This window comes from Streptomyces hiroshimensis, from assembly GCF_014650335.1.
GTDB classification, from domain to species: domain Bacteria; phylum Actinomycetota; class Actinomycetes; order Streptomycetales; family Streptomycetaceae; genus Streptomyces; species Streptomyces hiroshimensis.
Genome location: NZ_BMUT01000009.1, coordinates 148520 through 171522, shown reverse-complemented (window position 1 = coordinate 171522; position 23003 = coordinate 148520). Strand labels below are relative to the sequence as shown.

18 protein-coding genes are annotated in these 23003 nt (G+C 72.5%); 7 read left to right on the top strand and 11 right to left on the bottom strand.

What is annotated here, in order from left to right:
* The first annotated feature begins 5 nt into the window (after positions 1 to 5).
* Entirely contained in the window at positions 6 to 1121 is a 1116-nt protein-coding gene (locus IE241_RS21130) for a MerR family transcriptional regulator (RefSeq protein WP_190023361.1), read from the top strand.
* A 73-nt stretch (positions 1122 to 1194) separates the two neighbouring features.
* Here IE241_RS21130 and IE241_RS21125 read toward each other — a convergent pair whose 3' ends face one another.
* Together IE241_RS21125 and IE241_RS21120 are read right to left on the bottom strand one after the other, a co-directional pair.
* Positions 1195 to 2544 (bottom strand): carotenoid oxygenase family protein, encoded by a 1350-nt coding sequence (locus IE241_RS21125; protein WP_190023360.1) that lies wholly within the window; start codon positions 2542 to 2544, stop codon positions 1195 to 1197.
* A gap of 29 nt (positions 2545 to 2573) precedes the next feature.
* The gene (locus tag IE241_RS21120) at positions 2574 to 3131 is read right to left on the bottom strand and encodes a hypothetical protein (RefSeq protein WP_190023359.1); all 558 of its coding nucleotides are present in this window, start codon (positions 3129 to 3131) and stop codon (positions 2574 to 2576) included.
* 111 nt (positions 3132 to 3242) lie between these two features.
* On the opposite strand from IE241_RS21120, the gene IE241_RS21115 reads away from it, so the two are divergent.
* Both IE241_RS21115 and IE241_RS21110 read left to right on the top strand, forming a co-directional pair.
* Positions 3243 to 3770, top strand: coding sequence for a PadR family transcriptional regulator (locus IE241_RS21115; RefSeq protein ID WP_190023358.1), 528 nt, complete (start codon positions 3243 to 3245; stop codon positions 3768 to 3770).
* Positions 3770 to 4312, top strand: coding sequence for an RNA 2'-phosphotransferase (locus tag IE241_RS21110; protein ID WP_190023357.1), 543 nt, complete (start codon positions 3770 to 3772; stop codon positions 4310 to 4312). Before IE241_RS21115 ends, IE241_RS21110 begins: the two co-directional genes overlap by 1 nt.
* Positions 4313 to 4379: 67 nt before the next feature.
* Here the strand turns inward: IE241_RS21110 and pspAB are convergent, their stop codons facing one another.
* The 3 genes from pspAB to IE241_RS21095 all read right to left on the bottom strand — a co-directional run bounded on the left by pspAB (position 4380) and on the right by IE241_RS21095 (position 7042).
* Positions 4380 to 4988, bottom strand: coding sequence for a PspA-associated protein PspAB (gene pspAB / locus IE241_RS21105; RefSeq protein ID WP_190023356.1), 609 nt, complete (start codon positions 4986 to 4988; stop codon positions 4380 to 4382).
* Positions 4989 to 5093: 105 nt separating this feature from the next.
* On the bottom strand, positions 5094 to 6014 hold the full coding sequence (gene htpX, locus IE241_RS21100; protein WP_190023355.1) for a zinc metalloprotease HtpX: 921 nt from the start codon (positions 6012 to 6014) through the stop codon (positions 5094 to 5096).
* A gap of 125 nt (positions 6015 to 6139) precedes the next feature.
* Entirely contained in the window at positions 6140 to 7042 is a 903-nt protein-coding gene (locus IE241_RS21095) for an LLM class flavin-dependent oxidoreductase (RefSeq protein WP_190023354.1), read from the bottom strand.
* Positions 7043 to 7177: 135 nt separating this feature from the next.
* Here IE241_RS21095 and IE241_RS21090 point away from each other — a divergent pair, with 135 nt between their 5' ends.
* Complete coding sequence (locus IE241_RS21090; RefSeq protein ID WP_190023353.1) at positions 7178 to 8068, top strand: HAD family hydrolase; 891 nt, start codon at positions 7178 to 7180, stop codon at positions 8066 to 8068.
* A 25-nt stretch (positions 8069 to 8093) separates the two neighbouring features.
* On the opposite strand, the gene IE241_RS21085 is transcribed toward IE241_RS21090, so the two are convergent.
* From IE241_RS21085 to hisC, 6 genes are all read right to left on the bottom strand, one after another.
* Complete coding sequence (locus IE241_RS21085; RefSeq protein ID WP_190023352.1) at positions 8094 to 9218, bottom strand: M23 family metallopeptidase; 1125 nt, start codon at positions 9216 to 9218, stop codon at positions 8094 to 8096.
* A gap of 168 nt (positions 9219 to 9386) precedes the next feature.
* Positions 9387 to 11072, bottom strand: a complete 1686-nt coding sequence (locus tag IE241_RS21080) for a GAF domain-containing sensor histidine kinase (RefSeq protein WP_229899620.1) — start codon at positions 11070 to 11072, stop codon at positions 9387 to 9389.
* A gap of 94 nt (positions 11073 to 11166) precedes the next feature.
* Positions 11167 to 14778, bottom strand: coding sequence for a thiol reductant ABC exporter subunit CydD (gene cydD / locus IE241_RS21075; RefSeq protein WP_190023350.1), 3612 nt, complete (start codon positions 14776 to 14778; stop codon positions 11167 to 11169).
* A gap of 112 nt (positions 14779 to 14890) precedes the next feature.
* Positions 14891 to 15898, bottom strand: coding sequence for a cytochrome d ubiquinol oxidase subunit II (gene cydB, locus IE241_RS21070; RefSeq protein WP_190023349.1), 1008 nt, complete (start codon positions 15896 to 15898; stop codon positions 14891 to 14893).
* Between the two features lie 39 nt (positions 15899 to 15937).
* Positions 15938 to 17515 (bottom strand): cytochrome ubiquinol oxidase subunit I, encoded by a 1578-nt coding sequence (locus IE241_RS21065; RefSeq protein WP_190023348.1) that lies wholly within the window; start codon positions 17513 to 17515, stop codon positions 15938 to 15940.
* A 306-nt stretch (positions 17516 to 17821) separates the two neighbouring features.
* Positions 17822 to 18901: a histidinol-phosphate transaminase gene (hisC, locus tag IE241_RS21060; protein ID WP_190023347.1), complete on the bottom strand. Its 1080-nt coding sequence runs from the start codon at positions 18899 to 18901 to the stop codon at positions 17822 to 17824.
* 378 nt (positions 18902 to 19279) lie between these two features.
* Between hisC and IE241_RS21055 the strand changes: the two genes are divergently transcribed.
* The 3 genes from IE241_RS21055 to IE241_RS21045 all read left to right on the top strand — a co-directional run bounded on the left by IE241_RS21055 (position 19280) and on the right by IE241_RS21045 (position 22953).
* Positions 19280 to 20389 (top strand): LacI family DNA-binding transcriptional regulator, encoded by a 1110-nt coding sequence (locus IE241_RS21055; RefSeq protein ID WP_190023346.1) that lies wholly within the window; start codon positions 19280 to 19282, stop codon positions 20387 to 20389.
* Positions 20390 to 20743: 354 nt separating this feature from the next.
* Positions 20744 to 21865, top strand: coding sequence for a metallophosphoesterase (locus tag IE241_RS21050; protein ID WP_373300728.1), 1122 nt, complete (start codon positions 20744 to 20746; stop codon positions 21863 to 21865).
* Positions 21866 to 22053: 188 nt separating this feature from the next.
* A complete protein-coding gene (locus IE241_RS21045) occupies positions 22054 to 22953 on the top strand; it encodes a hypothetical protein (RefSeq protein ID WP_308433728.1) in 900 nt (299 codons plus the stop codon).
* Positions 22954 to 23003 lie beyond the last annotated feature (50 nt).

The window sequence follows — 23003 nt, the reverse complement described above, 5'->3', positions numbered from 1 at the left end:
CCCACTTGTCCGAGCAGCCCGGGCGGCCCGAGCGGCCCCGCGAATACCGCATCGAGGACCTCGCCCACCGCAGCGGCGCCACGGTCCGCACGATCCGTGCCTACCAGGACCGCGGGCTGCTCCCCAAGCCGGAGCGGCGCGGGCGCGCCAATGTCTACGGGGACGCCCACCTGGCGCGGCTGCGCCAGATCGCGGGGCTCCTCGACCGCGGCTACACCCTGGCCAGCATCAAGGAGCTGCTGGACGCCTGGGACACCGGCCGCGGTCTGGGCGCGGTCCTCGGGCTCGTCGCCGAGGTGGCCGGGCCGTGGACGGACGAGGAGGCCGGCCGGATCACCCGCCCGGAGCTCGACACCCGCTTCGGCGGCACCCCCGACGACGCGGCCGTGGAGGAGGCGGTGCGGCTCGGCGTCCTCGTGCGCGTACCGGACTCGCCCGAGGAGTTCCTCGTGCCGAGCCCGCAGGAGCTGGCCGTCGCCGCCGAGCTCCACGCCGCCGGGGTGCCCCTGTCCGCCATCACCGGCCACCTGCGTGAACTGCGCACGAGGGTCGAGCGCATAGCGGGCCGGTTCCTGGACTTCACCACCGAATACGTCTTCCGGCCCTACCTCGGCCACCCGCCCACCGAGGAGGAGGCCGCCGAGGCCGCCGCACTGGTGCGCCGCCTGCGCCCCCTGGCCCAGCAGACGGTCGATGCCGAACTCGCCCGCGCCATGCGCGCGATGGCCACGCGCTACCTGCGCCACCATCTGGACGGCGAGACCGTCATGGGCACGGCACCCGAGGGCGACGACGCAGGTGACCCCGCCGGAAGGCCGGCCGGGGGGCTTGCCGGGGGACCTGCCGGGGAACCTGCGGGCAGCGGCGGCGCTGCGGATCCGGCGGGCGCCGCCGTGGAGGCAGCGGGTGGCAGGGCGGACAGTGCGGCGGGAGACGCTGTGGCCGCTGCCGGCTCGTCTGTGGCCGCCCCCGGAGCCGTCCGGCTCCCCGAGGGGACCGTCCGGGCCGTGGCGGATCTCGTGGGGCCGGAGAACGTCGCCGCTTTCATCGCCGCCGCCGCGGAGCGGGAGGTCCGGGCCCGCACCATGGATGCGCTGGTCACCCGGCCTGAGGCGGGATAGGCCCGGCGGACCGGCCGGTGATCCGGATCAGCGGACCGGCGCAGTGGCCCGCCCGGCGCAGTGCTCGTCCGGCTCAGCAGTCCGCGAGCCAGTTGCCGTGGAAGCCGCAGGGCACCCGCTGCGGCAGATGAACGGTGGCCACCGGGGCGGCGGCGAGGTCGTCGGCGTTGAGTATGACGAGGTCGCTCCGGTCGGTCGCGGCGTCGTGGACGTACGTCAGCAGCCAGCCGGGACCACCGGGGCGGTCGTCGGCGGGGGCGAACGCCGCCTCGGCGGGGGTCCGCCCGGGCCCGAAGTCATGGCGGGCGACGGAACCCGTGTGCAGGTCATAGCGGAGCAGGGCCGCCCGCTCCTGGGGCCTGCCGGGAGTCGGGGCGCTGGTGACGTGCCCGTACCGGGATGCGAGGCCTGCGAGCCGGTCGTCCGTCCGCGGGAACTCACAAGACTGATCGTCGAGTTGCTCCTCGGCCACCGCTCCGGTCGCGAGGTCGAGGGTCCACCGCCACAGGGTGGCGTGGGCGCGGCCCCCGGCTTCGCTCCCGTAGTGCGGATAGCGGGCCACGTACAGCACGATCCGCTCCCCGCCGGCCTGCTGTTCGTCGTGGGCATTGAGGGAGTGGAAGACGTAGCAGGGGTCGATGGCGAACCACCGCACCTCGCCGTAGGGGTCGTCACGGCGCAGCACGCCCAGCCGGGCCCCGTAGCCGGGGTCCCACGCGTACGGCATGCCGCCGCCGGGCCGTACGGCGCGGTCGAGGTCGAAGACCACGGGCAGGTCCATGAAGACCACGTGGGAGCGGGTGAGGTGGAAGTCGTGCATCATCGTGTGCGCGGGCACATCGATCGGTCTGCTGACCGCCAACTCGCCGTCGGCATCGGCGCGGTGGTAGGTCAGGTAGGGCGCGGACAGCCCTCCGTAGCCGAAGAAGTGCAGCTCGCCCGTGACCGGGCAGGTCTTGGGGTGGGCGGTCATCGGCGTCGTCAGCCGGCCGCCGAAGTCGTAGGGGCCGACGGTCTCCAGCTCGTGCCCGCGCCGGCCGTCCAGCTCGTACGGGTAGGAGGATTCGACCAGGGCGAGGGTGCGGCCGGCGTGCCGCACCACATGGGTGTTGGCGGCTCCTGCGGCCAGATCGCGATTGCCGCGCTCGTCGTACACCCGGGCGCCGTCGGTGAACGTGGAGGTGCGGACCCAGCGGTTGCGGTAGGAGGTGGCCCGGCCGCCCTCCAGGCGCACACCGTGGATCATGCCGTCGCCGAAGAACCAGTGGCTGGACGCGGCATCCCGGGGGTTGGGCCCGTTGCGCAGATACCAGCCCGTGAGCTCGGGCGGGATCGCACCGGTGACCGGGAGGTCGTGGGCGGTGAGCTCCTCCGCCACGGGGGCGAAGTTGCCGGCGAGGTGGGCAGGCGCGGACGTCGTCATGGCGCGGATCTCCTCTGCGGTGAAGGGCGTTACCGGGCTGCCGGGGCGTAGCGGGCGCGGACGCGCTCGGGATAGCGGGCAGTGAAGAGGGCCGGCAGGGCGAAGCCCGCGACCTGGATCGGGGTGGACACGGCGCTGCCGAGGCCGGCGGCGCTCACAGCGGTCAGCGCGGCGGCGGTCAGGGTGAAGGCGAGGGCCCAGACGGAGGTGATCACGACGTTGATACGGCGGAAGAGCGGGGTGTCCCACACCTCCGGCGGCGCCTGCGTCTTGGCGATCCCCGTCGTGAACGGACGGCCGACGGCCAGCGTGGCCCAGGCGGTGAGCGCGAGCCACCCCAGGGACAGGGCACCGCCGAAGTGACGCAGCCCGCTGTGCGGGAGGGCGAAGGCCAGGACGGTGAGTGCGGCGAAGAAGCAGAGCGTGCTGATCTCCAGGATCAGCGACTCCCCCGCCCTGCCGGCCTTGCGCTCCTTGACCAGCAGACCGGCACCGGCGGCGAGCCCGGCCACTGCACCCCACTGCCAGCCGGCGGACGAGACGACCGCGAAGGCGATCCAGGGAATGAAGCCGCGCACGTAGTTCATCGAAATCTCCTCGGGGGCCCGTCGGCCTTCCCGCCGACATTCCAACTCTGACATGTCAAAACTAGAAGATCCTTGCTCGACATGTCAACAGTGGAAGGTAAAGTGGTGGCCATGAGCCTGAGACACGCGATGCTGGGCCTGCTGGCCGACCAGCCCGCCAGCGGGTACGACCTGATGAAGCGCTTCGAGAGTTCGCTGAGCAATGCCTGGCCCGCGACCCAGAGCCAGGTCTACGGCGAGCTGGGCAAGCTCACGAAGGCCGGCCTGCTGGAGGTCGCGGCGGAAGGCCCGCGCGGCCGCAAGGAGTACTCGGTCACGGACGAGGGCCGCGCCGAGCTGCACCGCTGGCTCACCGAGACCCCGCCCAGCACCGTCCGCCGCAGCGACGCCCTGCTGCGGGTCTTCTTCCTCAACCACCTCACGCCCGTGGAGGCCACCGCCTATCTGATAAGCGAGGCCGAGCGCGCCGCGGGCCACCACAGGGCGCTGGAGGAAGTGGAGCGCAACGTCGACTGGGGAGACGACGCGCTGTCCGTGAACGGCCGGCTGGCTCTCGAGTACGGCCTGCGCTTCACCGCCATGCGCGAGGAATGGGCCCGCTGGGCCGCCGAGGAACTCAGGAAGGCCAGGCAGCGGTGATGGACGCCCAGCGCGCGACGCGCATTTCGAAATACCTGGCCAAGCACCTGCGGCACGAGCCGGACCGGATCGGCATCACCCTGGACGCCCAGGGATGGACGCCCGTGGAGGCCCTGCTGACGGCGAGCGCGGCGCACGGTTTCCCGTTCAGCCGGGCCGAGTTGGAGGAGGTCGTCGCCGCCAGCGACAAGCAGCGCTACGCGCTCGACGGCGACCGCATCCGGGCCAACCAGGGCCACTCCGTTGCCGTCGACCTCGGCCTGCCGGTCACCGAACCACCCGCAGTGCTCTTCCACGGCACGGTGTCGCGCTCCGTCGCGGCGATCCGGGCCGAGGGCCTGCTTCCCATGGCCCGGCATGCCGTCCACCTCTCCGCCGACCGCGAGACGGCGACGCGCGTGGGCGCCCGGCGCGGCAAGGCGGTCGTGCTGACCGTGGACGCCCATGGGATGCACCGTGCGGGGCACGTCTTCCGCGTCAGCGAGAACGGCGTATGGCTGGTCGAGCGCGTACCGGCGGCGTTCTTGCGGTTCCCCGGCTGAGCCCGCACACCGGATCGCCGGTCCCGGGCCACCCGGCCCGGACCGCTCGTGGGCGTGCCCGCCCTGTTCACAGGCCGGGCGCGCCCCACACCGGGAACCAGCGGGCCAGGTCCTCCTCGACCCGCAGGTCGTCCGCCAGCAGCGCCCGCACCTGCAGTTCCAGGCCGTTGTCCCGCTTCTCCTGCTTGCCCTGCGCCCCCTCTCCCCGGTCGCCCGCCACCGGCGCGAAGGGGTAGAACGTGCCGCGCTTGTAGAGGTAGACCAGGGCCAGCGAGCGCCCGCCGGCGTCGCGGAAGCCCATCAGCGAGCAGAGCAACTGCGGCCCGAATCCGCCGTCCTGGAGGAGTGTGTTCACCGCGTGCAGGTCGTTGACCAGCGCGGCCGTGTCCTCCGGCGGCTGCCGTGCGAGCAGCCAGGTGTAGCCGTACGCGTCCTGGCTGAACTCCACGGGCGCTCCGCCGCGCTCCGTGTCGGCGTCCAGCAGGGCGCGTACGTCCTGCTGCAGCTGCGCGAAGGCCCCGCCCTCCACGGTCGCGAAGCAGACCGAGCCCAGCCCGGTCGGGGTGAACCCCGCTCCCGCCTGGAGGGTGACCGCTGCGGAGGGCAGGGCGAAGAGCTGGTCGAGGTCCGGGCGGACCGGCTTGCTGCGGCCGAGGATGGCGTCCAGGAAGCCCACGGGCACACGCTCCTTCCGGGCAGACGAGCAGACGGGCAGACGGGCAGACGGGCAGACGGGCAGGACGGGCAGGGACGGCGGTCGGGCGGGGACGGCGGTCGGGCGTCAGGCGCGGCCGAGCTGGGCCGAGATCCGGCCGAGCTGCTCCAGCCGCTGTTCCAGCGTCGGGTGGGAGGAGAGCAGGCGGCCGAAGCTCTCCTTGGAGAAGGCGGGGGCGAAGTAGAAGGCGTTGAAGGGCTCGGCCTGCCGCAGGTCGCGGGTCGGTATCCGTGCCATCTCCCCGGTGACCTTGGTCAGGGCGGCGGCCAGGGCGGAGGGCCGACCGGTCAGCAGGGCCCCGGCGCGGTCGGCGGACAGCTCCCGGTAGCGCGACAGCAGGCGGGTGAGCAGGAAGCTGATGGCGTAGACGACGGCGCTGATCAGCGGGATCAGCACGACCAGGACGGCCGTGTTGCTGTCGCGCCCGCCCACGCGGCGGAAGCCGCCCCACAGGCCGACGCGGGTGATGATCCCGGCCAGGACGCCCAGGAAGGAGGCGATCGTCATGACGGCGACGTCGCGATGGGCCACGTGGGAGAGCTCGTGGGCGAGCACGCCCTCCAGCTCCTCCGGCTCCAGCCTGCGCAGCAGCCCGGTCGTCGCGCAGACCAGCGAGTTCTTCCGGTTGCGCCCGGTGGCGAAGGCGTTCGGCACATCGCTGTCGGCGATCGCCACGCGCGGCTTCGGCATATCCGCGAGCGCGCACAGGCGGTCGACGGCGCCGTGCAGCTCGGGCGCCTGCTCGGGGGTGACCTCGTGCGCCCCCATGCTGAAGGCGGCGATCCGGTCGCTGAACCAGAACTGCGCGACGAACAGGCCGCCCGCGAGGAGCAGGATGACCGGCCAGGCGCCCCGCAGCAGCGCCAGCAGCACGCCCACGAAGACCACGTAGAGCAGCCCGATGAAGAACATCGTGCTCACCATGCGGGCGGTGAGCCCCCGGTCGGGGGCGAATCGGGTGCTCGACGAGGAACGCGAGGAGTGCATGGGAGACCTCCAAGGCTGCTCTCTGTGGAACGCGCCTCCAGTGGTGCCTATGCCCCGATTCTCCCTCCCTATCCAGAATCCAGATCAGGCTTATCCGGACCAGGCCGACCGGTCAGGCCGACCGGTCAGGCCGAAAGCTGCGCGAGCCCGTCCGTGGCGATCTTCTCGAAGACGGCGACGTCCGCCTCGAAGACCGAGTCGGCGACGGGCCAGTGCACCACGATCTCGTCGATGCCGAGCTCCGCATGCGAACCGGCGAAGTCGACGAAGGCGTCCAAGGAGTCCAGCGGCCGGTCCGGGCTGAAGCCCGTCAGCATCGTCTTGCCCAGATCGGAGACGTCCCGGCCCAGCTCGGCGCAGGCTGCGCCCAGCCGCTCGATCTGGCCGGCGACGGCGGCCCGGGACTGCTCGGGCGTGCCGGTCTCGAAGAGCTTCGGGTCGCCCGTGGTCACCCACGCCTGCCCGTGGCGGGCGGCGAGCCGCAGACCGCGCGGGCCCGTGGCCGCGACCGCGAAGGGCAGCCGGGGGCGCTGCACGCAGCCGGGGATGTTGCGCACCTCGAAGGCGGAGTAGTGCTCGCCCTCGTGCGTGACGACGCCCTCGGTGAGCAGGCGGTCCAGCAGCGGGACGAACTCGCCGAAGCGGTCGGCCCGCTCCCGGGGCGTCCAGGGCTCCTGGCCGGCCTTCAGCAGCGCCGTGGCGTCGAAGCCGGAGCCCCCGGCGCCGATGCCGAGCGTGATGCGGCCGCCCGAGATGTCGTCCAGGGAGATGAGCTCCTTGGCCAGCGTGACCGGGTGCCGGAAGTTCGGCGAGGTGACGAGCGTGCCCAGGCGTATCCGGGAGGTGGCTGCCGCGGCGGCCGTCAGCGTGGGGATCGCGCCGAACCACGGCCCGTCGCGGAAGGTCCGCCACGACAGGTGGTCGTAGGTGTAGGCGGTGTGGAAGCCCAGCTCCTCGGCGCGCTGCCAGGCGGCCCGGCCGCCCTCGGACCAGCGGCGGTCGGGAAGGATCACGGTGCTCAGTCGCATGCCACCGAGCCTAAGCGGTGGCACCGACATGCCCCGGGTGACGACGGGCACACCGGCCCGGGCGACGGGGGCACCGGCTTGAAGGCATACGCGGCTTTACGCACACCTGTGCGTCGCATATGCCCGTGGCCCAGAATGGAACCCGTGACTTCAGCTACCGAGCAGCCCGAGACCCCGGCCGTGCAGCGGCCCGCCGCCATGCCCCGGCTGATCGCCACCGACCTGGACGGCACGCTCCTGCGGGACGACAAGACGGTCTCCGAGCGCACGGTGGCGGCCCTCGCCGCGGCCGAGGCGGCGGGCATCGAGGTCTTCTTCGTCACAGGCCGCCCGGCTCGCTGGATGGACGTCGTCAGGGATCACGTCCAGGGTCACGGCCTGGCGATATGCGCCAACGGCGCCGCCGTCGTCGATCTGCGTGACGGCGGCCGCTTCGTCGACGTCCGCCCGCTGGAGCGCGCCGACGCCCTTGCCGTCGTGCACGCCGTACGTGCCGCCGCCCCGGGCTCCTCGTTCGCCGTGGAGCGCACCACAGGCTTCCACTACGAGCCCGCGTACCCGCCGTTCTTCCTCGACCCGGGCGCCGTCGTCGCCCCGGCGGAGAAGCTCCTGGCCGAGGACGGCGGATACACCGAGCCGATCCTCAAGCTGCTGGCCAGCCACCCCGACCTGGGCCCGGACGAGTTCCTCGCGATCGCCCGCGCGGCGGCCGGCGCGCACGGCTCCTTCACCCGGTCCAGCCCGACCGCCCTGCTGGAGATCAGCGGGCCGGGCGTCAGCAAGGCCAGCACCCTGGCCCGGTGCTGCGCGGAGCGCGGCATCTCCCGCGAGGAGGTCGTGGCGTTCGGCGACATGCCCAACGACCTGGAGATGCTCGACTGGGCCGGCACCGCGTACGCGATGGCCAACGCGCACCCCGAGGTGCTGGCGGCCACCACGCACCACGCTGCCGCCAACGACGAGGACGGCGTGGCGGCGGTCATCGAGCAGATCCTGCGCGCCGGGTCCGGCGGGGACCCCGCCTAGCGGTCCTCTACAGCCGTTACGGCCGCTACAGCCGCACTCCGTGGGCGTTCAGCCAGGGCACCGGGTCGACCGCCGACCCGAACTCGGGCGAGGTGCGGATCTCGAAGTGCAGGTGCGGCCCGGTGGAATTGCCGGTGGTCCCGGACAGTCCGATCCACTGCCCGGCACGCACCTGCTGCCCCGGCGTCACGAACGTCGCCGCAAGGTGCGCGTATTGCGAGTACCAGCCGTCCTCGTGTTGCACGACGAGGCTGATGCCGAACGCCCCTCCGCACCCGGCCGCGACCACCGTCCCGGCGCCGATCGACCGCACCGGGGTGCCGGAGGGCACCGCGAAGTCCTGGCCGCTGTGCGTGCTCGCCCAGTTGGCGCCCACTCCCCCGAAGCCTGCGGTCAGCTGGTACGAGGTGACCGGGCGCGTCCAGCGACCGTTCGCCTGTGCCGCAGCGTGTTCCGCACCCGTGCCGCCGCCGGCCGCCGCGCGCCGGAGCGGGATGCAGCGGCCGTTGTCGATCGCCGCCTGCGCCAGGGTGTTGAGATCCCCCCGGGCCGCCACCAGGCGGGCCTCCACGGCGCGCACCTGCTCCCGCAGCCGCTCGCTGTCCTTGTCGAGCTCGGGCCGGGCAAGGGCGAGCTCCTCTCCCTCGGCGACCAGCCTCCTGCTCTTGCGGTCGTCCTCGTCCATCATCCGCGCGAGGCGCGCCCGGCGGCGGGCATCGGGCACCTGCAGGGCCACCAGCTCAAGAGGGTCCTCGGCATCCGACTCGTCGGCAGGGGCGGTCGTAAAGCCGCCGGTGCGATACTCCGCACGGGCGGCCGACCCCACGTCCTCGCGCAGGGTGTCCGAGACGACCCGCCGGCCCTGCAGCAGCCGGTCTATCTCCCGGGAACGCGCTCTCTCCTCCTTCGCCGCACGCTGTGCCTGCTCGTACTGCCGCCGGGTCTGTTCCACCTCTTCCGCCAGCCGGAGCACCTCGGAGGTGACCCGGCTCGCGCGGTCCGGCGCGCGGGCCGTCTCCGGAGGGGCGGAGGGGAGTGACGGGAAGCCCAGTGCGCACACGGCGCACAGCACGCACAGGACGGAGACGACCGCAGCGCCGGCCCTCGGCAGCAGGCGCGGTCCGCGTATCGGGCGGTACAGGCGTCGCATGGACGCGATCTTGTCGCGTGTCCTGCCCGGGCGCCCCCGCTGAGGTCCGTTCGGAGGAACGGCTGCGGCCGGCCGGGCGATCCGGGCGGCTTGGGCGAGGCTTCCCGGCACGGCCTTACAGAGCCGCCTTATGGGGCCGCCATAGGGAGCTCCTAGAGAAGGGGGTTCCTAGAGAGGCGCTTCCCACACCACCCGGGTGCCTCCCCCGCCCTCCCCGAGCCCGGGTCCGTACGAGCTGGAGCCGCCCAGCGACTCGGCGCGCTTGGCGAGGTTCTTCAGTCCGCTGCGGCGGCCGCCCTCCGGGATGCCGACCCCGTCGTCCGCGACGGTCAGCCGTACCGCGGGCCTGCCGTCCGGGAGGGAGACGGTGGCGTCGACGACCACCTCCATGCGCGACGCCCGGGCGTGCCGGAAGGCGTTGGAGAGGGCTTCGCGCAGCGCCGCGATGAGGTTCTTGCCGGTGAGCTCCCCGACCTTCGCGTCGACGGGGCCGACGAAGCTCGCGGAGGGCTGGAAGCCCAGCGGCACGGCGGCGGTGCCCAGCTCGCGCAGGACGCGCGTACGGAGCCCGGCAGGCGCCTCTGCAGGCCCCTGCTGCAGCGCGAAGATGGCCGTACGGATCTCCTGGATGGTCACGTCCAGCTCGTCGACGGCCTGGCCGACCTTGAGCTTCACGTCGGGCACGACGGCGTTGCGCTGTGCGCTCTCCAGCATCAGACCGGTGGCGAACAGCCGCTGGATGACCAGGTCGTGAAGATCGCGGGCGATCCGGTCGCGGTCCTCGAAGACGGCCAGCCGCTCGCGGTCGCGCTGCGCCTCGGCCATCACGAGCGCGAGGGCGGCCTGTGCCGCGAACTGGGCGGCGAGCGTGCGCTCGGCGGGCGTGAACTTGCGGGCGCCGCGCGCCCGCGGCGTCGCGAGCGTCCCCAGCACCCGGTCGCCGCTCTTGAGCGGCAGCAGCATGCTCGGCCCGAAGCGCGGGGCCACCCCCGTGATCATGCGCGGGTCGGTGGCGGAGTCGTCGACGAAGACCGGCTCGCCGGCCAGCAGGTCCGCGACGACCGGGCTGTGGGGCGGTATCACCGTCCCCAGCAGGCCGGCCGGATCGTCCGCGGAGACGGCCACCATCTCCAGCCCGCCGTCCTCGTCCGGCAGCAGCACGATGCCGGCGGCGGAGTCCGCGAGGCGGCGTGCCTGTTCGGCGACGACGGACAGGGCGTCCTCGGCGTCACCGCGCGACAACAGGGCCGTCGTCACGGCCACAGAGCCGTCGATCCAGCGCATCCGCTGGCGCCCTTCTTCGTGCACGCGCGCGTTGCCGATCGCGATGCCGGCCTCGGTGGCGAGGATCTTCACCATGTTCAGGTCGGCCAGGCTGAACTCGCCGCCGCGCTTCTCGGTGAGGTAGAGGTTGCCGAAGATCTCGGCCCCGACGCGGATGGGCACGCCCAGGAACGTCCGCATCGGCGGGTGCTCCGGCGGGAACCCGGCCGAGCGCGGGTCGGACGACAGGTCGGTGAGCATCACGGGTGCGGGCTGGTGGATCAGCGCCCCCAGCAGCCCGTGGTGGCCGTCGGGCAGCGCGCCGATGCGCTCGTGCTGCTCCTTGGTCACCCCGTACGTGATGAAGTCGGCCAGCCCCTCGCCGGTGGAGTCGATGATGCCGATGGCCGCGTAACGGGCGCCGGTGAGCTCGGCGGCGGTCCGGGCGATGCGGTCGAGGGTGGTGTGCAGCTCCAGGCCGGTGCCGACCGAGCGCATGGCCTCCAGCAGCTGCGGCACGCGCGCGGTGAGCTCCGTGGACATGCCCTGGAGGCTGCGGGTGGCCTCCGTGGCGATGGCCAGGGGGTCCATCGGGCCCGGACCGGTCCTGGGCGCCCCGGCGCCCCCGGGACCGGCGGCGTCCCGCGGGCTGGAGTCGTCTGCCGTGGCTGCCATACCCAAGAGCCTAGTAAGCACCATTTGTCAGGGAAAGGGATTGAAGGCCGGTGTCCGCCGCCTCTTCGCGCTCCAGCATCCGCCGGAAGGGCCCGTCCGCGGCCGCCAGCGCTTCGTACGAGCCCCTCTGCACCGCCCGCCCCCGCTCCAGCACGATCACCTCGTCGACCGCTTCCAGCCCCGTCAGCCGGTGCGTGATCAGCACGGTCGTACGGCCCTGCGTGGCCGCCAGCAGGTCGGCGGTGAGGGCGTCCGCGGTCGGCAGGTCGAGGTGCTCGGCAGGCTCGTCCAGCACCAGTACGGGGAAGTCGGCGAGCAGCGCGCGGGCGAGGGCGAGCCGCTGCCGCTGTCCGCCCGACAGCCTCGCCCCGTGCTCCCCGACCAGGGTGTCGAGCCCCTGCGGGAGCCCGTCGACCCACTCCAGCAGCCGCGCCGACCGCAGGGCGTCGCGCAGGTCGGCCTCACTCGCGTCCGGCCGGGCCAGGCGCAGGTTCTCGCGCAGCGAGCTGTCGAAGATGTGCGCGTCCTGCGCGCACAGCCCCACCAGCCCGCGCACCGCTTCGCCCGCCATCGGCACGGTGTTCCGCCCGGCGAGGGTGTACGTGCCGGACTCCGCGTCGAGGAAGCGCAGCAGCACCTGGGCGAGCGTCGTCTTGCCCGCGCCGGACCGGCCCACCACGGCCACCCTGCGGCCCGCCACGAGCTCCAGCCCGAACCCCTCCAGGGCGGGGGCCGGCTGCCCCGGATAGCGCGCCGTCAGGTCCGTCAGCCGCAGCGGGAAGGGCGTTCCGGGCGCACCGGCCGTGCCTTCCTGTACGGGCAGGGGCGCGTCCAGCACCTCGTACACGCGCTCCGCGGACTTCCGTACGCGCTGCCGGTACTGCACCGCGAGCGGGAGTCCCGCCACCGCTTCGAACGACGCCAGGGGCATCAGCACGACGACCGCCAGCCACAGCCCGTCCAGCCGGCCGTCGTGCACGGCCGTCACTCCCGTCCAGGCGGCAGCGGCCACCGTCAGGCCGCAGGCGAGGGCGGACAGGCCGGATCCGAGGGCCGTGGCCGCCGCGGCGCGCCGGGCGATCCGGGTGAGCCTGCCGTCGGCCGCCCGCAGCGCGGTCAGCCGCGCCGGCAGGGCGCCCGCTACGGTCAACTCGTCGGTACCGGCAAGGACGTCGACCACCTGGGCCGACAACTCGCCCCGGGCGGGGGCGGACTGCCGCTCCGCCCGCCGGGCGACCGCGCCGGACAGCACCGGCACCGCCGCCCCGGCCACCAGCAGCCCGGCGGCGAGCACCAGACCGGCCTCCGGCAGCAGCCACGTCATGAAGCCGACGGAGGCGCCGCCGACGAGAACGGCCGATCCGAGCGGAAGCAGCCAGCGCAGGAAGTAGTCCTGCAGCGCGTCCACATCCGCCACGAGCCGGGACAGCAGGTCACCGCGGTGGGTGTCGCGCAGCCCGGCGGGCGCCAGGCGCTCCAGCCTCCGGTACACGCCCGCCCGCAGGCCGGCCAGGGTCCGCAGGGCAGCGTCGTGGGAGACCAGGCGCTCGGCGTAGCGGAAGACGGCGCGCCCGATGCCGAACGCGCGGGTCGCGGTGACGGCGACCATCAGGTAGAGCACGGGCGGCTGCTGCGAGGCCCGCGAGATCAGCCAGCCGGACACGGCCATCAGCCCGACGGCGCTGCCGAGGGCCAGGGCGCCCAGCAGCAGCGCCAGGGCGAAGCGGCCGCGCAGGGGGCGGCCGGCGGCACGCACGCGTGCAAGGGCACCGGCCGTACGAGCGGCAGGGCGGACGGCAGGGCGGGCCTTCACCGGCCGGTCTTCGGGGGAGTCGCCAGGGACGCCGGAGGGCAGGGCTGCACCGGTGGCTGCGGCCGCCGCCGGAAGCTGCAACTCCGCCTCTGCCGCCGACTCTGCCGCCGCCTCCACCTCCGCATCCGCCTTCGCACCCCGCTGCACAGGCACCACATCCGCCCCGGGTGCGATGCCTGCGAGCCGCACCGTCCGATCGGCCACCGCCAGCAGCGCCGGCCGGTGCACCACCATGATCACGGTGCGTCCCGCGGCCAGCCGCCCGATCGCCTCGACGACCGATGCCTCGGTCTCGCCGTCCAGATTCGCCGTCGGCTCGTCCAAAAGCAGGACCGGCCGGTCGGCAAGGAACGCCCGTGCCAGCGCGAGACGTTGACGCTGCCCGGCGGAGAGGCCGGCTCCGTTCTCGCCGAGGCGAGTGTCAGTGCCGTGGGGCAGCATGGAGACGAAGTCGAGCGCACCGGCCGCGTGCAGTGCTTCCTGCACGTCCGCGTCCGTGGCGCCGGGCCGTGCCAGTCGTACGTTCTCGGCGACTGTCCCGGCGAAGAGACGGGGTCGTTGCGGGACCCAGGCCACCTGGTCCCGCCAGCTTCCGGGGGAGAGCGATGCCAGGTCCGTACCGTCCACGAGCACCCGGCCCGCGTCCGGGCGGGCGAAGCCGAGGAGCACGTTCAGCAGGGTCGTCTTGCCGCAGCCGCTCGGCCCCACGAGCGCGACCGTCTCCCCGGGCCGCACCTCGAACGAGATTTCGGGCAGGGAGGGTTCGGCCCGCCCCGCGTGCCGCACCACCAGCCGGTCGACGGTCAGGGCCGCCTTCCGCGCGTCGGGGGCCGGCGCGCTCCCGGCCGGCGCGGGCTCGGTCTCCAGGACGGCGAAGACCTCGTCGGCGGCCGCCAGCCCCTCGGCCGCCGCGTGGTACTGCGCGCCCACCTGCCGCAGCGGCAGATAGGCCTCGGGCGCCAGCACCAGCACCATCAGGCCGGTGGAGAGGTCGAGTTCACCGTGCACGAGCCGCATGCCGATGCCGACGGCGACCAGCGCCACCGACACGGTCGCGAGCAGTTCGAGGGCGAAGGAGGAGAGGAAGGCGAGGCGCAGGGTGCGCAGGGTGGCCCGCCGGTAGTCGGCGGTGATCGCGCGGATCGACTCGGCCTGGGCCTTGGCCCGCCCGAAGACCTTGAGCGTGGGCAGCCCTGCGACGACGTCGAGGAAGTGCCCGGAAAGCCGTGACAGCAGCCGCCATTGGCGATCCATCCGCGACTGGGTGGCCCAGCCGATGAGCACCATGAAGAGGGGGATGAGCGGCAGCGTGAGGACGATGATCAGCGCGGAGACCCAGTCCGCGGAGACGATACGCGCGAGCACGGCGACGGGGACGACGACCGCGAGGCCCAGCTGGGGCAGATAGCGGGCGAAGTAGTCGTCCAGTGCGTCGACGCCCCGCGTGGCGAGGGTGGTGAGCTCACCCGTCCTGCGCGCGTCCAGCCATCCGGGGCCGAGCCGGGTGGCGTGCGTCAGCAGGCGGTCCCGCAGCTCGGACTTGACCGCCGCGCTCGCGCGGTGGGCAGCGAGCTCGGTGAGCCAGGAGACGGCGGCGCGGCCGGCGGCGACGGCCGCCAGCAGCGCCAAGGACGGGCCCAGGCCGCCCGCCGTCCGCCCGTGCTGGAAGGCGCCGGTGACGATCTCCGCGATGAGCATCGCCTGGGCGATGACGAGCCCGGCGCCCGCCAGCCCCAGCACGACGGACGCGGCGAGGAAGAAGCGGGTCGCGGTGGCGTACCGGAGCAGCCGGGGGTCGACGGGCTTCATGGCGGTCCGTCCTCTCCGTCCTGAGGGGCTGCCGGCCCAAGGGGTTGGCGGCCCGGTGGGCCGGTGGCCTGAGGGGCGCATGTCCCTCAAACCACCGGCGGCCCGAAGGGGCCTAGTGAGCAGCGGGTGCCGGGATGTGCTGGGTGCCGATCCGCTTGCGGAAGACCCAGTACGTCCACGCCTGGTAGGCGATGATCAGGGGCGTCATGGGCACCGCGACCCACGTCATGATCTTCAGCGTGTACGGGCTGGAGGCGGCGTCCGCGGCGGTCAGGCTCCAGGCCGGGTTGGCCGAAGAGGGCATGACGTCCGGGAAGAGCGCGAGGAAGACCAGCGCGAACACCGCCGCGACCGCCACGCCGGAACAGGCGAAGGCCCAGCCCTCGCGCCCGTAGTGGTTGACGACCAGCGCGGCGGCCAGCGCCACCACGGCGGTGATCAGGGCGGCCATGCTGCGTCCGTTGCCCGACTCGGCCTGGGTCCAGCCGAGGAAGGCCACGGCGAGCACGCCCGAGGTCATCCCCAGCACGGTGGCGCGGGAGCGGGCACGGGCGCGGATGTCGCCCACCGTCTTCAGCGCCGCGAAGACCGCGCCGTGGAAGGTGAACAGCACGAGGGTCAGGAAGCCGCCCAGGATCGCGTACGGGCCGAAGAGGTCGGCAAGGGTGCCGGTGAAGTTCTTGTCCGGCCCGATCGGGACACCGCGGACGATGTTCGCGAAGATGACGCCCCACAGGAAGGCGGGCAGCAGCGAGCACCAGAAGATCGCGTGTTCCCAGTTGCGCTGCCAGCGCTCCCCGCTGCGCTTGTGGCGGTACTCGAAGGCGACGCCGCGCACGATCAGGCACACCAGGATGGCCAGGAGAGGCAGGTAGAAGCCGCTGAAGAGGGTCGCGTACCAGTCGGGGAAGGCCGCGAAGGTGGCACCGGCCGCAGTGATCAGCCAGACCTCGTTGCCGTCCCAGACGGGGCCGATCGTATTGATCAGCACCCGGCGCTCGGTGCGGTCCCTGGCGAGCAGCTTGGTCAGCACGCCTATGCCGAAGTCGAACCCTTCGAGGAAGAAGTAGCCCGTCCACAGGACGGCGATCAGCAGGAACCAGAAGTCGTGGAGGTGCATGGTCGGTTCTCCGTTCCGCCGCTTCAGCGGGCGAGCGCGTCAGTAGGCGAAGGTCAGCGGCTTGTCGGCGTCCTCGGGGCTCTCGCCCGCGCCGCCGGAGGGCAGCCGCAGCCGGGGGTCCTTCGCGGGCGGCTTCTCGTCGGTGTCCGGTCCGGCCTTGGCGTACTTCACGAGCAGCTTGACCTCGACGACGGCGAGCACCCCGTACAGCAGGGTGAAGACGCCCATGGAGGTGAGCACCTCGCCCTGGCTGACGCCGGGCGACACCGCGTCGGCGGTCTTCATCAGCCCGTAGACGCCCCAGGGCTGGCGGCCCATCTCGGTGAAGATCCAGCCGAAGGAGTTGGCGATCAGCGGGAAGCCCATGGTGAGGATGCCGATCCGCCAGGACCAGGCGGTGAAGAAGGGGCTCATCTCGCGGGTCCTGGTCAGCATCAGCCGCGGGACCTCGTTCTCGCCGGTGCGGAACTCGGGCGCGAGCCAGAACTTCTTGCGGGTGGTCCACAGCCCGATCAGCGCGGCGACGAAGGAGGTCATCCCGAAGCCGATCATGAGCCGGAAGCCCCAGAAGGTCATGAAGATGCTGGGGATGTAGTCCTCGGGATCGCCGCCGTAGCGCGCGGCCTCCTGGGCGGCGATGTCGTTGATGCCGGGGACGGCCTCGGTGAAGTTGTTGTGGGCGAGGAAGGAGAGCAGGCCCGGGATCTCTATCTCGACGCTGTTGTGGCCCTTGGAGACGTCGCCGACGGCGAAGACCGAGAACGGTGCCGGCGCCTTGGTCTCCCACAGCGCCTCGGCCGCGGCCATCTTCATCGGCTGCTGCTCGAACATCACCTTGCCGAGCTCGTCGCCGCTGATCGCGGTGCCCAGGCCGGCGATCACCGCCACCGTCAGGCCGACGCGCAGCGAGGTCCGCATCGCGCCCACCTGCTTGCGCTGCTTGTCGCCCAGCTCCTCGCCCCTGAGCTGCTTGCGCTTGGCGCGCCACAGGTGGAAGGAGGCGATGCCGACGATGAAGGCGCCGCCGGTGAGGAAGGCCGCGGTGAGGGTGTGGAAGACGACGACGAGCGTGGTGTTCTGCGTCAGCACGGCCCAGATGTCGGTCAGGTGCGCCTTGCCGGTCGCCTTGTCGACGGCGTAGCCGATGGGGTGCTGCATCCAGGAGTTCGCGGCGAGGATGAAGTACGAGGACAGCAGCGTGCCGACGGCGACGATCCAGATGCACGCACAGTGGATCTTCTTCGGCAGCTTGTCCCAGCCGAAGATCCACAGCCCGATGAAGGTCGACTCGAAGAAGAAGGCCAGCAGGGCCTCCATCGCGAGCGGGGCCCCGAAGACGTCCCCGACGAAGCGGGAGTAGTCCGACCAGTTCATACCGAACTGGAACTCCTGCACGATGCCGGTGACCACGCCCATCGCGATGTTGATGAGGAAGAGCTTTCCCCAGAACTTCGTGGCGTGGAAGTACTTCTCCTTGCCGGTGCGGACCCAGGCGGTCTCCAGCCCGGCGGTGATCGCGGCAAGGCTGATCGTGAGCGGGACGAAGAGAAAGTGGTAGACGGTCGTGATGCCGAACTGCCAGCGGGCCAGCGTCTCAGGAGCCAAAGCCAGATTCACTCGGTCTCTCCTTGCCTCTCGCGTCGCCGGCGACACAGGTCGTCGGCGTTATGCACCTGTATGCCCCAGGTGAAGCGGGACAATAGGGCGCGCTTGTGAACGCGTTCACATTCACAAGCATTATGGCGCACCGGCTTTTCGGCCAAGTCAGGGGGGTACCCCCTTCGGCCCTAGCGCCCGCCGCCCGGCCCTCGGACAAGCCGCCCCCGAAACACACGAACGCCGCGCACCCCACCCGGGGTGCGCGGCGCCGAAACAGCCGGGGCCGGAAGGCCCACTCACGCCGGGGCCGAAGGGCCCGCTCGCTCAGAGCTCCTTGCGGAACTCCTCCGCCACACGCACGAAGATGTCGTTCGCCTCGGTCTCACCGATCGTCACCCGCACGCCCTCACCGGCGAACGGCCGCACGATCACCCCGGCCCGCTCGCACGCCCCCGCGAAGTCGAGCGCCCGGTCCCCGAGCCGCAGCCAGACGAAGTTCGCCTGCGTCCGCGCCACCGTCCAGCCCTGGCCGGCCAGCGCCTCGACGACCCGCGCACGCTCGGCCACCAGCGCGTCCACCCGCTCGCGCAGGGCGTCCTCGCTGCGCAGCGAGGCGACGGCCGCCTCCTGGGCGATCTGGCTCACGCCGAACGGGACGGCCGTCTTGCGCAGCGCCGCCGCCACCGGCTCGTGGGCCACCGCGAAGCCCACCCGGAGGCCGGCCAGGCCGTACGCCTTGGAGAAGGTCCGCAGCACGCAGACGTTCGGCCGGTCCCGGTAGAGGTCGAGCCCGTTCGGGAACTCGGGGTCGCGGACGAACTCGATGTACGCCTCGTCGAGGACCACCAGGATGTCGGAGGGCACCCGGTCCAGGAAGGACTCCAGCTCGGCCCGGTGCACCACGGTGCCCGTGGGGTTGTTGGGGTTGCAGACGAAGATCAGCCGGGTCCGGTCTGTGACCGCCGCCAGCATCGCCTCCAGGTCGTGGACGTCGTCACCGGTCAGCGGGACCTGCACCGGCGTGGCACCGGAGACCTGCGTGATGATCGGGTACGCCTCGAAGGACCGCCAGGCGTAGATCACCTCGTCGCCGGGGCCGGCCGTGGCCTGCACCAGCTGCTGGGCCACGCCCACCGAGCCGGTGCCGGTGGCCAGGTGGGAGACGGGCACCGAGAAGCGCTCGGCCAGCTCGGCCATCAGGCCGGCACAGGCCATGTCGGGGTAGCGGTTGAAGGATCCCGTCACGGCGACGGCCTTCTCCAGCACGCCCGGCAGCGGCGGATACGGGTTCTCGTTGGAGGACAGCTTGTACGCGACCGGGCCGTCGGCAGCGGCGGGCTTGCCCGGCTTGTAGGTCGGCACGCCGTCCAGCGCGGCGCGCAGCTTCGGGGTCTTCTCGGTCACCGCAGGTCCTCCTCGACATCCCGTGCGCTCGCGGCCGCACGGGACGGACCGCACACGAATAGCGGACATGAATACTGCACACCTTAAGAGGATTCACCGGGTCGGCGTCCAGAGCAGGGGGAGCGCTTCCGTAAATGGCGTGCGCCGGTGGCGGGCGCCGTGGCGCGCATCCCCCATGAAGGTGAGTTGAGACCTCTTCGAGACCTGGACCATTCACCAGGTGCGGATATGCCACAGGCCTTCGGCACCCCGCCGAAGGGTCCAACAGGCTGCGTTTCCATGGTCATTGAAGGGAATTCCTCTTGCAGAAACGTGCCTGTCAACAGTCAAATATGCCGCCCTGCCAACGGACCACCCGAGCCCTACTATCGGCTCGCCATGACAGCAGCAGGGAAGCATCAGGTGAGCCGGGCGGAACCATCCCGCAGGGGCAGCCGGCATGGACGCGCGGGCATCCGCGACGTGGCCGCCGCCGCCGGGGTTTCGATCACGACCGTCTCCGACGCGCTCAACGGCAAGGGCCGGCTACCGGACGCGACCCGCCGCCATGTCCGCGAGGTCGCAGACCGGCTGGGCTATCGCCCGTCCGCCGCGGCCCGCACCCTCCGTACCGGCAAGTCCGGCCTCATCGGCCTGACGGTGACCACGTACGGGGATGAACCTTTCACCTTCACCGAATTCGCCTACTTCGCCGAGATGGCCCGGGCGGCCACCTCCGCCGCGCTGGCCCGCGGCTACGCCCTGGTCATCCTCCCCGCCACCTCCCGTCACGACGTGTGGTCCAACGTCGCCCTCGACGGCACCGTCGTCATCGACCCCTCCGACCACGACCCCGTGGTCTCCGACCTCGTCCGCCAGGGCATCCCCGTCGTCTCCGACGGGCGCCCCGCCGGCACCCTTCCCGTCACCGCGTGGGTGGACAACGACCACGAGGCCGCCGTCCTCGGCATCCTCGACCACCTCGCGGCCGCCGGAGCCCGCCGCATCGGCCTGCTGACGGGCACCAGCACCGACACCTACACCCGGCTCTCCACCCACGCCTACCTGCACTGGTGCGAGCGGGTCGGCCAGGATCCGGTCTACGAGAAGTACCCCGCCCACGACCCCTGCGCCGGCGCCGTCGCGGCCGACCGGCTGCTCGCCCGCCCGGACCGGCCCGACGCGGTGTACGGCCTGTTCGACCCCAACGGCACCGACCTGCTGGCCGCCGCCCGCCGCTACGGGCTGCGCGTCCCGGACGACCTGCTGCTCGTCTGCTGCAGCGAGTCCACGGTCTACGCCACCACCGAGCCGCCCATCACCACGCTCTCTCTCAAGCCGCGGCGCATCGGCACCGCGGTGGTCCAGCTCCTCATCGACGCCATCGAGGGGCTGGACAGCGGCCGGCCGGTCGAGCAGGTGATACCGACCGAGCTGATCGTCCGCACCTCCTCCCAGCGCCGGCCGCCCCGCACCACGGTCAGCGCGCCGCGCAGCCCCGCCGGCTGATCCGGAAGCTCCACGTCCGACCCGGGCGCCGCCGCTTCCGGCGGTCGCAGATGCCGGGCGGCGGCGCCGGGCACCCTCCGGCCGCCGCCGTCCGTCTCCCGGTCAACGCGCCGTTCCCCGCCTCCACCGCCGTCAGCGGGTCGGCGGGAGGGCGCTCGGGGGGCGCACAGCGCCCGGGCGAATGGCTCAATTGGGGAGAAAAACCCGTCGTGCGCACTCTCCTGCCCCGATTCGCGGCCCCTGGTGCGTCACAAGCCGCGACGGTCATTCCTATGATGGGCGCACGACACCACGGACCGCCGTCGACCAGGCAAGGTCCACAAGGTGCACGGCGGCGCGATGGTGGAGGGGTCGATGACTCAGGGGGCCGGTCAAGGACCCGCGGCACGGCACACGGCGGGGATCCCGCCCTTCCCCGGCTACGCCGCGCCTCCTGCGCCTCCCGTGGCCCCGGGCCCCATGGCGCCGTACGCACAGTCCGCGCCCCCCGTACAGCCGCCCATGGACGCCCCCGACGGCTACACCCCGACCGCGCGGGACCTTCCGGTGATCGGCCGTAGCGCCCCCCAGAGGGCCCCTCAGGACGTCCCGACGGTCGAGCTGACCCCGCTCACCGATCCGCACCCGCCGGCCCCGCAGCGGCCCGGCCTGGGCCCGCTCTACGTCGTGGGCGACGTCCACGGCTATCTGGACGAGCTCTACGAGGCGCTGGCCGCGGAGGGCCTCATCGACGAGGCGGGCCACTGGGCCGCGGGCAACGCCCGGCTGTGGTTCCTCGGCGACTTCACCGACCGCGGCCCGGACGGCGTCGGCGTGATCGACCTCGTCATGCGGCTGTCGGCCGAGGCCGCGGCGGCGGGCGGCTACTGCAAGGCCCTCATGGGCAACCACGAGCTGCTGATCATCGGCGCGAAGCGGTTCGCCGACACGCCGGTCAACTCGGGCGCCGGCACGGCCTCCTTCCAGGCGGCCTGGCTGCTCAACGGCGGCCAGCGCTCCGACATGGAGCGCCTGGAGGACCACCACCTGCAGTGGATGTCCCGGCTCGACGCCATGGCGGAGGAGGACGGGCACCTGCTGGTGCACTCCGACACCACCGCCTACCTGGAGTTCGGCGACTCCATCGAGGACGTCAACGACGCGATCACCGAGGCCCTGCAGCGCAACGACCCGGACGAGGTCTGGGACCTCTTCCGGAAGTTCACCAAGCGCTTCGCCTTCCGCGACGAGGACGCCGGCCCGGTGGCCGTGCGCGAGCTGCTGGGCACCTACGGCGGTGGCCGGATCGTGCACGGTCACAGCCCCATCCCCTACCTCCTGGGAGAGGTCGGCACGGAGGAGCCGGACGCCGAGGACGACGGAGCGCCGCTGGTGGACGGCCCGCACCTGTACGCCGGCGGGCTCGCCCTCGCCATGGACGGCGGCGTCACGATGGCCGGAAAACTGCTGGTCGTGCAACTTCCTCTGGCTGACTGAGGGTTCAGCGGGCAGACGGACGGGCAGGTAGGGAGTTCCACCGCCGCGGGGGTAATTCGGGAAACACACTGTCACCTCGCGCCGGTACGGCTCTACCATCGGCTTATCCGTAGCAGGCTCTCCTCCGTTTCCGCCCACTGCCCGGTGTAAGCCGGCACCACGGCCCTACGGAGCATCGGGGGATGCACATGAACAGCGCTCCGCATCTGCTGGCCGAGGACCACCCGGAATTCGAGCGGGTTCTCGACCAGGCGCTGCGTACCGCGAACCATGACCCGGAACTTGCCGCCGCGATAGGACAGCGGCTCAATACAGAACAGCTGCGCGAGATGGCGATCGACGCCATGCCCGCCATCTCGGCTTGCGCAACAGTCGAATACCAGAACTACGTAAGGGCGCGCGATGCACTGCGCGCGCTCTCCGCGACGGCACGCCCCCAAACCGTAGGCGCCGGGGGCGCACCCGATGCCGAAAGCGCTCCCTCCGGCGCGGCCGCCCCCGCTGCCACGGACGGAGAGCCGGAGGAGTCCTCGGGTGCGGGTGCCGGAGCGGTGCTGGCCGTCCTGGCCCCGGTCCTCGCCGGCATCGCCGCCCTGATCTTCCTGGCCATCGGCTACGTCCTGCGGTCCGTGGGCTCCAACACGGCCGTGGCGGACCCGATGGTCAACGTCGGCTGGTGGTTCGCCGGACTCACGGCCGCCGGTGTGTTCATCGCCATGGTCGGCATCGTGCTCACGGCCCTGCGCAACGGCTCCTCCGGAGAGAGTGATGCGCGAGGGGTGCGCATGCAGGAGGACGCCGAGCGGGCCAGAGAGGCGTGGCGGCAGGCCCTGATCCACCGCGGTCTGCTGCCCTTTGTCCGCGAGGCCCTGGCCAACGCCCCCGCCGGTCCCGGCGGGGGTCCGGGCTCCTCCGCCCCGGTCGTCCCCAGGCGCCGTGAGGGCCATGGCCGCACGCCCCACCTGGGGTATTCCCGGCCCGGCTTCACCAGCCCCGACAGCGACTCCGGCTCCGGCACCCGCGCCGGTTACACCAGCCCCGATTTCACCAGCCCCGACTACGGCGGCCCGGACCACCGCCCGGAGTGATTCCGGGCGGCCCTCCGGGCGCCTGCGGCCGGGGCCGGATCCGGGTCCGG